General features: G+C 41.2%; 16 protein-coding genes. 6 read left to right on the top strand and 10 right to left on the bottom strand.

What is annotated here, in order from left to right; translation table 11 throughout:
* Positions 1-193: 193 nt before the first annotated feature.
* From ACTNDQ_RS04655 to ACTNDQ_RS04630, 6 genes are all read left to right on the top strand, one after another.
* Positions 194-835 carry a GNAT family N-acetyltransferase gene (locus ACTNDQ_RS04655; protein ID WP_148446934.1) on the top strand — a complete coding sequence of 214 codons (642 nt, stop codon included), beginning with the start codon at positions 194-196 and terminating at the stop codon, positions 833-835.
* A gap of 23 nt (positions 836-858) precedes the next feature.
* The gene (locus ACTNDQ_RS04650; RefSeq protein WP_441063917.1) at positions 859-1,089 is read left to right on the top strand and encodes a hypothetical protein; all 231 of its coding nucleotides are present in this window, start codon (positions 859-861) and stop codon (positions 1,087-1,089) included.
* A gap of 257 nt (positions 1,090-1,346) precedes the next feature.
* Positions 1,347-1,694, top strand: a complete 348-nt coding sequence (locus ACTNDQ_RS04645; RefSeq protein ID WP_015525145.1) for a hypothetical protein — start codon at positions 1,347-1,349, stop codon at positions 1,692-1,694.
* Positions 1,695-1,698: 4 nt separating this feature from the next.
* Complete coding sequence (cyaB, locus tag ACTNDQ_RS04640) at positions 1,699-2,253, top strand: class IV adenylate cyclase (protein ID WP_278796597.1); 555 nt, start codon at positions 1,699-1,701, stop codon at positions 2,251-2,253.
* A 407-nt stretch (positions 2,254-2,660) separates the two neighbouring features.
* Positions 2,661-3,491, top strand: coding sequence for a rhamnulose-1-phosphate aldolase (rhaD, locus tag ACTNDQ_RS04635; RefSeq protein WP_278796596.1), 831 nt, complete (start codon positions 2,661-2,663; stop codon positions 3,489-3,491).
* A 159-nt stretch (positions 3,492-3,650) separates the two neighbouring features.
* Positions 3,651-3,908, top strand: coding sequence for a hypothetical protein (locus ACTNDQ_RS04630; protein WP_015525151.1), 258 nt, complete (start codon positions 3,651-3,653; stop codon positions 3,906-3,908).
* Positions 3,909-4,100: 192 nt separating this feature from the next.
* Here ACTNDQ_RS04630 and ACTNDQ_RS04625 read toward each other — a convergent pair whose 3' ends face one another.
* The 10 genes from ACTNDQ_RS04625 to ACTNDQ_RS04580 form a co-directional block, all read right to left on the bottom strand.
* Complete coding sequence (locus ACTNDQ_RS04625) at positions 4,101-5,162, bottom strand: tyrosine-type recombinase/integrase (RefSeq protein ID WP_278796595.1); 1,062 nt, start codon at positions 5,160-5,162, stop codon at positions 4,101-4,103.
* Positions 5,163-5,385: 223 nt separating this feature from the next.
* Complete coding sequence (gene dtd, locus ACTNDQ_RS04620) at positions 5,386-5,835, bottom strand: D-aminoacyl-tRNA deacylase (protein ID WP_015525153.1); 450 nt, start codon at positions 5,833-5,835, stop codon at positions 5,386-5,388.
* Complete coding sequence (locus ACTNDQ_RS04615) at positions 5,832-7,256, bottom strand: AI-2E family transporter (RefSeq protein WP_279199810.1); 1,425 nt, start codon at positions 7,254-7,256, stop codon at positions 5,832-5,834. The genes dtd and ACTNDQ_RS04615 overlap by 4 nt, the downstream gene beginning before the upstream one ends.
* A gap of 171 nt (positions 7,257-7,427) precedes the next feature.
* Positions 7,428-8,069, bottom strand: coding sequence for an AAA family ATPase (locus ACTNDQ_RS04610; RefSeq protein ID WP_022427272.1), 642 nt, complete (start codon positions 8,067-8,069; stop codon positions 7,428-7,430).
* 102 nt (positions 8,070-8,171) lie between these two features.
* Positions 8,172-9,086: an RluA family pseudouridine synthase gene (locus ACTNDQ_RS04605; RefSeq protein ID WP_015525156.1), complete on the bottom strand. Its 915-nt coding sequence runs from the start codon at positions 9,084-9,086 to the stop codon at positions 8,172-8,174.
* A gap of 47 nt (positions 9,087-9,133) precedes the next feature.
* Positions 9,134-9,604, bottom strand: coding sequence for a signal peptidase II (gene lspA, locus ACTNDQ_RS04600; RefSeq protein ID WP_242872557.1), 471 nt, complete (start codon positions 9,602-9,604; stop codon positions 9,134-9,136).
* 62 nt (positions 9,605-9,666) lie between these two features.
* Positions 9,667-10,758 carry a 3-dehydroquinate synthase gene (aroB, locus tag ACTNDQ_RS04595; RefSeq protein WP_278796592.1) on the bottom strand — a complete coding sequence of 364 codons (1,092 nt, stop codon included), beginning with the start codon at positions 10,756-10,758 and terminating at the stop codon, positions 9,667-9,669.
* A 20-nt stretch (positions 10,759-10,778) separates the two neighbouring features.
* Positions 10,779-11,531 (bottom strand): RNA-binding protein, encoded by a 753-nt coding sequence (locus tag ACTNDQ_RS04590; protein WP_441063912.1) that lies wholly within the window; start codon positions 11,529-11,531, stop codon positions 10,779-10,781.
* Positions 11,532-11,535: 4 nt separating this feature from the next.
* Complete coding sequence (locus ACTNDQ_RS04585; RefSeq protein ID WP_021652063.1) at positions 11,536-12,189, bottom strand: cell division protein SepF; 654 nt, start codon at positions 12,187-12,189, stop codon at positions 11,536-11,538.
* A 24-nt stretch (positions 12,190-12,213) separates the two neighbouring features.
* On the bottom strand, positions 12,214-12,906 hold the full coding sequence (locus ACTNDQ_RS04580; protein ID WP_059085868.1) for a YggS family pyridoxal phosphate-dependent enzyme: 693 nt from the start codon (positions 12,904-12,906) through the stop codon (positions 12,214-12,216).
* Positions 12,907-12,923 lie beyond the last annotated feature (17 nt).

Raw genomic sequence — 12,923 nt, 5'->3', positions numbered from 1 at the left:
ATTTTACACATATCCATAAAACCAAAAAACAGCGGACACCTTATTTTTCATGAGGTTCTTCCGTTGTTTTTTTATTTTATATAAACTTTTTCATAAACTTCAACAATTGTTGAGAAACAGTTGATGTTAAGTTGCAGATCATCTTTTAAAGTATAGGATAGTTATTTATGAAAAAATACAGGAGATATGGACTATGTTATTAAAAAAAGCACCTGCCTACCGGAAAGCAGAAAAGGAAGATTTTTCAATGATCCGGGAATTTATCCGAAGAAATTATAAAGACCGCTGGGAGTTTGAGGAAACACATACCGAAAAACGTCTGACCAGACTTTTCTTTTACACCTATATGATATACAGAGATAGCGTTACCGTGGCAACCTACCGTGATCAGGTAGTTGGGGTGCTCATTACCGGTAAAGAATCTCATGGCCATTTTGCCCCGGTTTTCCGTTTGAAAAAAGGCTATCATTTCCTGCGCCTGAAGTTTACTAAGGAAGGCCGGAAGAATCTGGAGCATTTTAACAAACTTCAGGATATGAAAAAACAATTGACTGTTTCCCCGGAGAAACCGACTCCCGGAAATATCCTCTTTCTTTATGTAAGCAAAGATTACCGCAGAAACGGAATCGGTACCGGGCTTCTCAAACAGATTTCAACAGAGAAGGATACGGATTATTCCATATATATGGACCAGCTGGATCAAAGAACCTTTATGGAAAGTCATGGTTTCGTAAAGAAAAACGAGGTTTCCCAGATGCGGGAGCTGAACAAAAAACGCTTCCGGGAAAGTGTAGCTCTTTATAAAAAAGAACCGCGTTGCGAAACACATTCATAAATTACGCAGGAGATAAATGGAAAATGAAAAAAATTGGAATCATGGCTGACAGCCACAGTGGCATTTTAAAACAAGAAGCAGAGGAACTGGATATTCATGTCCTTCCCATGCCTTTTTATCTGAATGGAGAACTGTTTCATGAAGACCTGGATATGCCGGAAAAGTATATCTTATGGCTGCCTCCAGCAGCACTGCGGAAGTTACCGCAGACTGGATCTCACAGATCCGGGAAAGCTTTCCGGGAATGGATGTGATGTGTGATGATCTTTCCCTTGGACTTTCCTGCCATATTGGCCCGGACGGACTGGGAATCGGATGTTCCTGCATGCCTTTATAAAAAACGTCTCAATATTTTCTGCAAATAATCCAGGGTTGTGGTATGATATTGTTATCAATACATAACAGGCAGATTTTATCTGTTATTACAGCACTTCCAACCATTCATGTTCTGCACAGCTGAACTTGATGCAGTAATTTCTGGGAGTGCTATGATCAGAAGGGAGAAATTATCATGGCAAAAACAATTAAAGAATTAACACAGGATCTTCTTCAGGCACCATCTGCATGCAAAGAAGTAAAAGAAGCGGCACAGAATTATCTGGATGCGGCAGGAACTGAGAAAGAAGCAGATGCGGCAACTGCTTACGTAAAAGAGCTGGAAGCAGATATCATGCCCATCGACGGACTGATCTCTTTTGCAGGTTCTGACATGGGCGCACAGGTATTTGGCGCAGATGACGCAAAAAAGATCCTGGCTCATGCTGAGGAGATCAAAGCTTCCGGTGCAAAATACTGTGACTGCCCAGCATGTGCAGCCTGCGAAGCACTTCTGAACAAAAAAGCAGAAATTCTGAAGTAATCACATGGCCCAGTTTGAAATTGAGATCAAGCTTCCATTAAAGAATCTTAAGGAAACCCTGAAATTTCTGACAGATCAGGGATTTCAGGAGACAGCACAGATCCAGGAAGAAGATACCTATTTTAACAGTGTCTATCATGATGTAAAAAAACGTGATGAAGCACTGCGTATCCGAACAAGCACAGACTGCAGATCCGGTATTTCTAAGACTCAGATTAATTTTAAGGGGCCCAAACTGGATAAAATCTCCATGTCCCGAATGGAACTGGAAACAGAAGTATCCGATGCAGAAGTGCTTAAAAATATTCTCATCCATTTGGATTTTTCTCCGGTAGCATCTGTCATGAAAACGCGAAAGTATATGAAATGTGGCAGATTTACCGCCTGTCTGGATCAGGTAGAGGGACTTGGAGACTTTCTGGAGCTTGAGGTGATCGCAGAGCAGGAAAGTGAGCGGAAAGAAATTTTATCCAAAATGGAAGATCTGCTTGCCATATTGGGATATCACATGTCGGACACTGTACAGACTTCTTATCTCAGTATGCTTCCGAAAAAATAAAATAAAAATCTTTTTTAAACCAGCAGGAATATTTTCGTGTGAGTATCTAAGGTACAGAATACGGAAATGTTCCTGTTTTTCTTTTCTTACAATTCTTCGGCGTTCCAAGTTTATCTACCATACTATAAATCCCACATCACAAAGCAACATCAAACCACATTCAATGTACATGTCATTACTATTGACCACTCGTGCTTTTTGTTGCTTTATGTTTATTTTTATGTGGTTTATTGAATGTTTACAAGTTTTTTTGCATTTTACATGTGGATTTATTGATATTTTTTCAAAAAAGCCCTTTACAAATCCACATAATCGGGCATATAATAAAGTCACAAACAACAAGAAAGCATATTGAAGCAATCGCAAACGCAACAACAAACCACATTTAAACACGGAGGAAATATATTATGAAAATTCTTGAATCTAAATTCGTACAGGGCTTTATCAAAATGGCAGACGATGGATATCAACAGGGATGGCACGAGAGAAACGGTGGAAACTTAAGTTATCGTCTGAAAGCAGAAGAAGTAGAGATGATCCGTCCACGACTGAACGCGCCAGGAGAATGGACCCCTATCGGTGTTGAGGTTCCGGGACTTGCCGGAGAGTTTTTTCTGGTAACAGGAAGCGGAAAATACTTCCGTAATATCATCGTTGACCCGGAAGTATGTCTTGCGATCATCGAGCTTGATGAGACAGGAACCAACTACCGTATCCGCTGGGGTCTTGTGGAAGGCGGTCGTCCGACCAGTGAGCTTCCAACTCATCTGATGAACCATGAAGTAAAGAAAAAACTTACCAACGGAAGACATCGTGTTATTTATCATGCACATACCACCAATACCATTGCACTTACCTTTGTTCTTCCTCTGGATGACAAAGTATTCACCCGTGAACTCTGGGAATCTGCAACAGAGTGTCCGGTAGTATTTCCGGATGGTGTGGGAGTTATCGGATGGATGGTTCCAGGCGGAAGAGATATCGCTGTCAAAACCGCTGAACTGATGAAAAAATATGATGTGGTTATCTGGGCGCATCATGGTATGTTCTGCTCAGGCGAGGATTTTGACCTGACCTTCGGACTTCTTCATACCGTTGAAAAATCCGCAGAGATCCTGGTTAAGATCTTATCCATGGCTCCGCAGAAACTGCAGACCATCACACCGAATGACTTCCGTGCTCTTGCAAAAGATTTCAAAGTAACTTTGCCGGAAGAATTCCTTTACGAGAAAAAATAAATTCTTCGGCTACACAGTTTTATATTATATAACTGTACTCCTATCTGAAACTTTATCAGAAACAACCAAATATTTGCTGATTTTTGCTGATAAATCTGGTATGATAAAAACATATCTGGTTTATCAGCCAATTAATTTCAGAAAGGATATGGATAAGGTATGGAAGAATTATATAAAGCGATCGAAGAGAAGATCAAGGCAAGCGGATACCCGCGAAAGATTTCCGGAGAGGATGTTTACGACGACATCTGCGATCAGATCGATGGGAAAGAGAATGGAAGCTATGTGCTGCTTTCCAAATTTGATGATGATGTGATCTTTGAATATCATATCTCAATTATGGACAGTGAATTTAATCTGGGTGTTCTTACCATGCGCACTCCGGAGGGTGTATTCGAGACAGATTTTGACAAATAATACTATCGGTTTTGAGTATGGATATAAATTGAATATAATTAATACAAAAATGGGAGTTAGTTTACGTAATAATAATTATGTAAATCAGCTCCCTTTCTTTCTATCTTTATATATCATACACAGGGAAGCACATAAAAGCATCTGGTTCACTATATAGCTTTATACCAAAAAGCTGTTTCTCAATGCCAGATCTCAGTCCTCGCGGAGACGTACCGCCTTGGCCGCCTGACGCCGTCTGGCATCATCCAGAGCCGCATAATGCTTCTTGGTAGTATTGACATCCTTATGACCCAAAACATCCGCTACAAGGTAAATATCACCGGTTTCCTGGTACAGGGCAGTACCATAGGTGCTGCGAAGCTTATGTGGGGTGATCTTTTTTGTAGTTGTGATCTCCCTGGCATATTTTTTAACCAGATTCTCGATAGCCTGAACACCGATCCGGCGGCGTTGGGTAGAATAGAAGAGAGCGTGCTCATGGCCTGCCAGAGGCGTAATATTCTCCCTGACTTCCAGATATTTCTTCAACGCTTTTTCTACTTCAGGACCAAAGTATACAACCATTTCATTTCCGCCTTTCCGGGTAACTTTGATTCCATTGTTCTTGAAATCTACATCCTCAACATCCAGTCCGACACATTCCGATACTCGGATCCCGGTACCAAGAAGGAGAGTAACAATAGCAAGATCTCTGTCCTTCGTTTTTTCATGGTACATCCGTTTCTGCCCGGTCAGCGTATCTCCGCAATGCTCAATATAATCCAGCAGCATGGCAACCTCATCTGTATCCAGACGAATAATATTCTTTTCATGGATCTTGGGCACATCGATCAGAACAGACGGGTTGGTGGTGATCATTTCATGTTTATAATAGTAAGCATAAAAACTTCTTAAAGCAGAAATTTTACGTTTGACGCCACGTTCACCATTTGTTTCCGTTTTGGAAGAGTCGGCGGATTTATAAACTTTGAGAAATTCTTCATATTCCTCAAGATCAACAGCTTTGATCTGATCCAGAACATCAACTGTGAAATCCGACATGGTTTTGTCTTTGAACATTGGATTTTGCTCCAGTAAAAACTGGAAAAATATACGAATATCATATGCATAGGAAATTCTGGTCTTGGTTGTAGTCGTTGCATCGATAGCCCGGAAATAATCCCTGCAAAATGGCGGAAGCGTTTTTAAAACCTCACGGAGTTTTAAAGTATTGTCAATGTCATTTTGTTCGTGGTAAGTAATTTTGTTATCCATAAAAACTCCTTAATATATAAATTTTACATAATTTGCAGGAAATACCTGAAACACCTGTTAAAAGAAGTGGTTTTACACTCATCTATATCTATACGACAAACCCGAGTTTTTCAAATAGATAGGTAGTATAAACAGCTACTTCCTGCAAAATTGCCTGTTTTTGATAAATTTTCAAGTAAATAAAGTACCTCCTTATGGAAGCACTTTTTATTATTATTTGTCGTTACCCTCTGAGGTTTTCATCAAAAATAACGGTAAACGGTCCGTCATTTTCCAAAGATACTTTCATATCTGCACCAAAAATTCCGTGTTCCACAACCGGAACCTGTTTACTGGCTTCCGAAATAATATATTCATATAATTTATTTGCTTCATCCGGTGCACCGGCTTCTATAAAGCTTGGACGGTTTCCCTTACGGCAGTTTGCATATAAGGTAAACTGTGAAACCAAAAGCAATTCCCCGTTTACATCCGCCAGAGACAAATTGGTCTTTCCATTTTCATCCTCAAAAATACGAAGTCCCAAAAGTTTTTTCAGATACCAGTCTGCATCCTCTTTGGTGTCCTCACGGCCAACGCCGATCAGAACAAGAAACCCTTTTCCGATTTTTCCGACAATTTCTCCGTCTACTTTGACTTCTGCATGATTTACACGCTGAATTACAAATTTCATAACCTGTTCTTCCTCCGTCTCCGTCTGTTTTTCTGCTTCAATCGAAAGCCTATATATTTCGCCTGAATAAATTTAACTAAAAATGTAAACATTCGTTTAATTTCATCCCAAGCCCCGGACCAGATTCTGTTTTTTTCCGCTTTTGTTACTTCCTGTACTTTTGATACGTTTTTTTTCACCGGCATTGGCAGGACCTTTCCGGAAACGGGGTCTACACAATCAATATCTCTATAAAACTCAGCATCTGCAGACATATCTTTTTCATCAAGACTACGTCCGATCAGCTTCCATACGGCAGCATTCAGCACAGCAAATACCGGAACTCCAACGATCATTCCCGGAACTCCAAATAAACCACCACCGACCATGATTGCAACAATAACCATAAAGCTGGACAGTCCGGTCGACTCACCCAGGATCTTTGGTCCAAGGATATTTCCGTCAAACTGCTGAAGAATCAGAATAAAGAGCAGGAAATACAAACTCTGAATGGGATCTACCAGCAAAATAAGAAGAATACATGGAACTGCTCCCAGATATGGCCCGAAAAACGGAATAACATTTGTAACACCGACGATCACACTGACCAGAATCGCATATGGGGTTCCGATGATCGATGTTCCAACATAACACAATACACCGATAATTGCGGAATCCAGGATCTTTCCGCTGATAAATCCACCAAAGGTTTTATGCGTAAAACGCATGGAATGAACAAGAAAGGTTGCCCATTTGGTTGGAAGAACTGCATAAACAGCCATTTTTGCCTTGGCAACAAATCCCTCTTTATCCGCCAGTATATAAAGAGATACGATCGCTCCAATAAGGAAATTCTTCAGAAAAACAAGAAGATCCAGAAAGCTTGCGGATATATTTTTCATCATAAACTGCATCTGGGGAAGGATCGTATTTGTCAGATACTCCTGTAATCTGCTGGAATACTGATTGATCTGGCTGATCATATCCGGATTCAGTTTCCATCCCTTTTCCACGACGGAATTTAACCAGTTTTCCACTACACTTACATAATGAGGAAAACTGTAGATAATATTCATGATGCTTCGAATCAATTGAGGAAGGATCATCATGACAAGGGCATAAATGACCAGAAACATAAGAAATACAGAAAGGATCACACAGATCCAGCGTACTACTTTCCTCCCCTTTTTCTGAAGTGTTTTATTCCTTTTTTCAAAAATCGGAAAAATGATCTTCCGCTCCAGAAAATTAACAATGGGGGTTAGCAGATATGCTATGGCAGCTCCGTAAATGATTGGCGCCATAATACCGAAAAATGTTTTAATTCCGGTGATCAGAGATTTCATATGGAAAATCCCGTAATAAAATAAAATACTGGCAGCAATAACCAGAAATGCAGTCACACCTAACTGCACATAACGATGGTTCCAACGAATTTTCATAGTAATTTCCTCCACCAGGTGATTATAACATAGCATCTCTGGTTTGTGTCTAAAAAAAAACATAAACATTATTTTCCAATAACCTGCAAAGATAAATTCCGACTTCAGGGTATCGCGCTGATGCAGAAAACACCCCGCCATAAAATGGCAGGGTGCCTAAAAATCTGATGTTTATTTTTTCAGGCTGTCATAAATGTGAATGGCTTCGATAATTGCCTTCGCAGTTCCATCAATGCCAAGCTTGCTGCTATCCAGACAAAGATTATAGCTGTCCGCAGATCCCCATTTCTTGTTGGTATAATAATTATAGTAGCTGGAACGGCTTTTGTCTGTTTTGTTGATCATATCCTTGGCCTCTTTGGCATTTTTATTGTATTTCTGAGCAATACGGTTGATACGCCAGTCAAGGTTTGCATGAACAAATACACTGAAACAATCCGGATTATCTGCAAGTGCATAATCCGCACATCTGCCGACCATTACACAGGGACCTTCTGAAGCCAACTTCTTGATTGCCTCAAACTGTGCAAGAAAAATCTTATGGTTCATAGGCATGTCTGTAAATCCGGCTGAGGAATACCCAAATGAATAAGTATCCATTACAAGAGAATAAAGAAAACTGTTTGTTGGCTTCTCATCATGATGCTCAAACAGCTCCTTGCAGATCCCACTGTCATTGGCTGCGTGCTCCAGCAGCTCTTTATCATAGCATTTGATTCCAAAATATTTAGCAACTTCCTGGCCGATCTGTCTTCCGGCGCTGCCATATTTACGACCGATAGTAATAATAGAACTTGTTGTATTGTTACTCATAACAGCCACATCCTTTCTGCTCAGATTCAGCGAATTTGCAAATATTAACTCCGCTTCCTCTTTAATATAGTTATTATACACTATATTCCACAAGTTTTCCAGCTATTTTCGCAATTTTGTCAGCAATTTAACAAAATATTCCGGAAGTGGGGCTGTAAATTCCATATATTCCCCGGTACGTGGATGAACAAATCCAAGGATCATTGCATGAAGTGCCTGTCCCTCCAGATGATAGGGATTTCTGGATGAACCATACACCGTGTCCCCAAGAAGCGGATGTCCGATACTGGCCATGTGCACACGGATCTGGTGGGTACGTCCTGTTTCAAGACGACATTCCACATACGTGGCCTCGCCAAAACGTTCCAGCACTTTGTAATGTGTTATTGCATCTTTACCATTTTTATGATTGATAGCCATTTTTTTACGATCTGTCGGATGCCGTCCAATAGGTCCCTCTATTGTTCCCTCATCCTCTTTCAGATTTCCCTGCACAACTGCCCGGTAGCGTCTGCGGATACTGTGACATTTCAGCTGTTCTGCCAGATCCCGGTGAGCAATATCATTTTTGCATACCAACAGTGCCCCGGTGGTATCCTTATCAATTCTGTGGACAATTCCAGGCCGCATCACTCCGTTAATACCGGAAAGGCTGTCACCACAATGTGCCATAACTGCATTGACCAGTGTTCCCTGATAATGCCCGGCTGCAGGATGTACAACCATCCCTTTGGGCTTATTAACGATCAGTACATCTTCATCCTCGTAAAGAATATCCAGCGGAATATCCTCCGGAACGATATCCGGCTCACTGGAATCCGGGATCTCCAGATGGATCCTGTCATTTTCACGGACCTTATAATTAGATTTGGCAGCCTTCTCTCCCACGGTAATCTGTCCTTCTTTCAGAAGTTTCTGAAGGAAAGACCTGGAAAGACCGCTGTCTTTCTCAGCAAGATAGCGGTCGATTCGTATACCTGATTCTTCTTTTTCTACTGTATAATCATATATTTCCATTTATATCTCCTACAAGAACAGACAAATGCATTATATCTCTGCCCGGATCACTGTTTGATATTCAGAAACGCAAAATCATCATCTCTGTATTTCGTGCATACAAACAGGATCAGAAAAATTCCACTTACAACCACATAAACATCCGCAAGATTAAATACCGGAAAATCGATCAGGGAGAAATAGATAAAATCGATCACATACCCTCTGAAAAAACGATCAATAAAATTTCCCAGTGCACCAGCTGCAAGTACTGTAGCAATGGTGAGCAACGGCAGATAAAACCGCTCTTTCGGAATACGGATCCATGCATAGAGGATCACTCCCAGAAACAGTACACTCACAATGGCAAAAAAGAGTACACTTCCCTGAAACATTCCAAACGCAATTCCCCTGTTTTCCGGATAGAGATAATGAAGTTCAAGTACACCGGGAATCAGCGAAACCGATGGTTGTCCTTTCAGATACAGATATGACAGCCATTTTGCTCCCTGATCCGCAGCCACGAGTAAGATCAGCAAAAAAATGTCCCCCGACATACACTTACTAAAAGACATTTTCTGATGATGGTTAACACGACTGATCATAGAGTTATCTCCTGAATACAGGAAAGCATTTCTTCATCGGTAACTGTTTTGTCGATAAAGCTTTTTCCGATACCATCCATCAAGATAAACCTGATATGTCCCTGTTCCATTTTTTTGTCTTTCTTTGTTGCGGAAAGAACTTCTTCCGGGATAAGACCATCTACATGCACCGGAAGATCGTAATCCGAACATCCCTGGCAGATTTCCTGATATTCTTCTTTGGTCAGAAGTCCTCGTTTCATGGAAAGATATGCCGCTGCTACCAGTCCGACTCCCACACACTGTCCGTGGAGCAGGGTGAAATTCTTAAGTTTTTCTACTGCATGCCCCACAGTATGTCCCAGGTTAAGAAGCGCACGCTCTCCCTGTTCCTTAGGATCACGCTCCACAACGCCTGCTTTGATCTCACAGCATCTGCGTACCATTCTGGCAATCTGTTCCATATCCAGCTTTTTGATCTCTTTCTGCTCACAGCATACATAGCGGAAAAAATCTCCATCACAGATCAATCCTGTTTTTAAGATCTCACCCATTCCGCAGGCAAACTGTTCTGCCGGAAGCGAAGAAAGAGTGCTTAGATTCATATATACAAGACGTGGCTGGTGAAAAGCTCCTACCATGTTTTTGTACTGCTGAAAATCTACGCCGGTTTTTCCGCCAACGCTGCTGTCTACCTGTGCAAGCAGTGTTGTCGGTACCTGAATGAAGTCAATCCCCCTGAGATAAGTTGCCGCGCCAAATCCGGTAAGGTCGCCTACCACACCACCGCCTAATGCAACAAGCAGACTTTTTCGGTCAAGACCATTTTGGATCAGGGCCTGATACAATGCCGAAACGGTATTAAGGTTTTTGTTTTTTTCTCCTGCCTCAAAGGTGAACACAGAAATATCGGAACTTACCTCACTTAAAACCTGTTTTACAGATTCTTCATACAGTGGTCCCACATTAGAATCTGTTACAATGCAGATTTTTCTGTCAACAAGTCCTTCTTCCTTCATAACCTGTGCCAGATTAGAAAAATCTTCTTCAAAACAGATGGGATAATGAAAATCACCTTCTCGTTTTACAAGTAATTTTGATGCTTTCATTGCGTTTTCCTCCTAGCTGTTCAGATATAAAGCAGAATCCGTACCCCAAGACGTCCTTTTTTTGTCTGACGGGATACTCCATCATAAATAAAACGTCCCTTTTTCCGAACGGATATGATGTCTCCCTCTTTGGGCTCATAACCATTGGATGTGATCAGTTTTCCATTTACAAAAACAAGCCCTTCTTCAATACAATGCACAATACTGCTTCTGGAAGTCCCAAAAGCCAGTGCGATCAGAGAATCCAGGCGTACGGACGCACAGGTTCCACTAACTGGTTTCAGTTCCGGCCTCGGAAGATCACCCGGATCTTCTATCTTCGACGCCATAACTGTGGTATGTCTTACACGACACAGATTCTCCAGAAAAAAATCTGTCATCTGACGCAGACAGAAAAAGCTCGCAGTATGATCTTCTATAAGAATATCCCCAACAACACTCCTGTCAACCCCAAGATTCAGGATCGCTCCCAAATAATCTCGATGTGTCAGATCTTCTGAAAATTTCACTGCTTTTGGCTCAAGCCGGATACAATCAATGGGATAATCCCATGTAAAAGCAAGAGCATCAGGGTGAAAGGCTACCATCTGACGCTCTGCATTCTCATATCCGCCAAAACCTTCCGCTGTAACACCCAGCTTATGAAAATTCTGACTGTTTAAAATATTCCGTTCATTTAAATTAAGAAAATCCGTAAATGTGGTAATATCTCTCTGATAGGCCAGATTTGCCAGTTCACGGATTCTCTTAACAAAAAGTTCTTCTTTATCCATGAGGTTAATAACCCACTCTAACAGACGGCACAGAACCGCCAAGGATATTCTGAAGATCACCTGTAATATCTACATTATATGGTCCAAGTACAAAAATATAGCTGGATACCTGCTGAAGGCTTCCTCCAAGTGAATAACATGCACCGGAAGTAAAATCGATGATCCTCTGTGCAAGCTCCACATCGATTCCTTCAAGATTCAGGATCACGGTAGAATTATCGACCAGTGTATCCGCAATTTCTCTTGCTTCCTCCATGGTTGTAGGCTTGATCACACAAACTTCCATATTTGCAGCCTGGGAAGAACGCTTGCTTGTACGCATTGGGGTAATCTTGGAAGAAGGTGCCGGTCTGGAAATACGTTCCTGCCTTGCCGGGGCCTTGGCTGCAGCTGTCTTTGCAGATGACTTGGCAACAGGTGCCTTAACCGTTTCATCTTCCGGCTCATCCTCCAGAAAATCCTCTTCCTCGTCATTTTTTTTCTTGGAAAATTTCTCAAAAAATTTCTTCTTTGGTTTCTCTTCCATATCATCATCTTCATCGAGGAAATCGTCGTCATAATCGTCCTCATCCTCAAGAAGGCTATCATCTAACAATTCGTCATCGTCATAATCGTCGTTCAGTTTGATGGCATCTAAAAACTTGTCTAAAACGCCCATTTTAAATCTCCAATCTTATTAGTCTTATAATGCGTAATTTCTTGCACCAAAAATACCAGTGCCTACACGCACCATCGTAGCGCCCTCCTGCACGGCAACCATGTAATCTCCGGTCATTCCCATACTCAGAACACTCATAGTAACATTATTAATGTTTTTAGCAGCAATGTCAACACTTAATTTCTTAAGTTCACGGAAAATTTCGCGATTTTCCTCTGCATTATCAACATAGGGAGCAATTGTCATGAGCCCCTTTATCTGAATGTGTGAAAAATCTGAGATCTGTTCTATAAGCGGTAAAACTTCTTCCGGTTTCAAACCAAATTTACTTTCTTCCTGCGCTACATTTACTTCTATAAGGATCGGAACAATAACCGCTTTTTTCGCTGCTTCTTTTTCAATCGTCTCGGCCAGGCGAAGCGAATCTACAGAATGGATCATTGCAACTTTATCCACAATATATTTTACTTTATTACGCTGAAGATGTCCGATCATATGCCATTTGACATCTGAAGGCATCTGATCATATTTATCCACGATCTCCTGCACTTTGTTCTCTCCAAAGACACGTGCTCCGGCATCATAAGCCTCCTTCAGCATCTCCACCGGTTTGGTTTTGCTTACTGCGATCAGTGTGACTTCATTCGGATCTCTGTTAATTTTATTGCAGGATTCATTAATATTTTTCTGCACCTGTGCCAAATTTTCCGCTACCATGATATAAATCCTCCTTT

Source organism: Blautia massiliensis (ex Liu et al. 2021) (assembly GCF_052064225.1).
In the GTDB taxonomy this organism is placed as follows: domain Bacteria; phylum Bacillota; class Clostridia; order Lachnospirales; family Lachnospiraceae; genus Blautia_A; species Blautia_A fusiformis.
This window is presented reverse-complemented; position numbering and strand designations above follow the sequence as displayed.

Excerpts from the sequence above, each read along its gene's own strand:
- cyaB (WP_278796597.1), top strand. The coding sequence starts at position 1,699 with ATGGCCCAGTTTGAAATTGAGATCAAGCTTCCATTAAAGAATCTTAAG.
- ACTNDQ_RS04645 (WP_015525145.1), top strand. The coding sequence starts at position 1,347 with ATGGCAAAAACAATTAAAGAATTAACACAGGATCTTCTTCAGGCACCA.
- ACTNDQ_RS04650 (WP_441063917.1), top strand. The coding sequence starts at position 859 with ATGAAAAAAATTGGAATCATGGCTGACAGCCACAGTGGCATTTTAAAA.
- ACTNDQ_RS04655 (WP_148446934.1), top strand. The coding sequence starts at position 194 with ATGTTATTAAAAAAAGCACCTGCCTACCGGAAAGCAGAAAAGGAAGAT.
- ACTNDQ_RS04630 (WP_015525151.1), top strand. The coding sequence starts at position 3,651 with ATGGAAGAATTATATAAAGCGATCGAAGAGAAGATCAAGGCAAGCGGA.
- ACTNDQ_RS04590 (WP_441063912.1), bottom strand. The coding sequence starts at position 11,531 with ATGGATAAAGAAGAACTTTTTGTTAAGAGAATCCGTGAACTGGCAAAT.
- aroB (WP_278796592.1), bottom strand. The coding sequence starts at position 10,758 with ATGAAAGCATCAAAATTACTTGTAAAACGAGAAGGTGATTTTCATTAT.
- ACTNDQ_RS04610 (WP_022427272.1), bottom strand. The coding sequence starts at position 8,069 with ATGAGTAACAATACAACAAGTTCTATTATTACTATCGGTCGTAAATAT.
- rhaD (WP_278796596.1), top strand. The coding sequence starts at position 2,661 with ATGAAAATTCTTGAATCTAAATTCGTACAGGGCTTTATCAAAATGGCA.
- dtd (WP_015525153.1), bottom strand. The coding sequence starts at position 5,835 with ATGAAATTTGTAATTCAGCGTGTAAATCATGCAGAAGTCAAAGTAGAC.
- ACTNDQ_RS04615 (WP_279199810.1), bottom strand. The coding sequence starts at position 7,256 with ATGAAAATTCGTTGGAACCATCGTTATGTGCAGTTAGGTGTGACTGCA.
- ACTNDQ_RS04605 (WP_015525156.1), bottom strand. The coding sequence starts at position 9,086 with ATGGAAATATATGATTATACAGTAGAAAAAGAAGAATCAGGTATACGA.
- ACTNDQ_RS04625 (WP_278796595.1), bottom strand. The coding sequence starts at position 5,162 with ATGGATAACAAAATTACTTACCACGAACAAAATGACATTGACAATACT.
- ACTNDQ_RS04585 (WP_021652063.1), bottom strand. The coding sequence starts at position 12,189 with ATGGGCGTTTTAGACAAGTTTTTAGATGCCATCAAACTGAACGACGAT.
- ACTNDQ_RS04580 (WP_059085868.1), bottom strand. The coding sequence starts at position 12,906 with ATGGTAGCGGAAAATTTGGCACAGGTGCAGAAAAATATTAATGAATCC.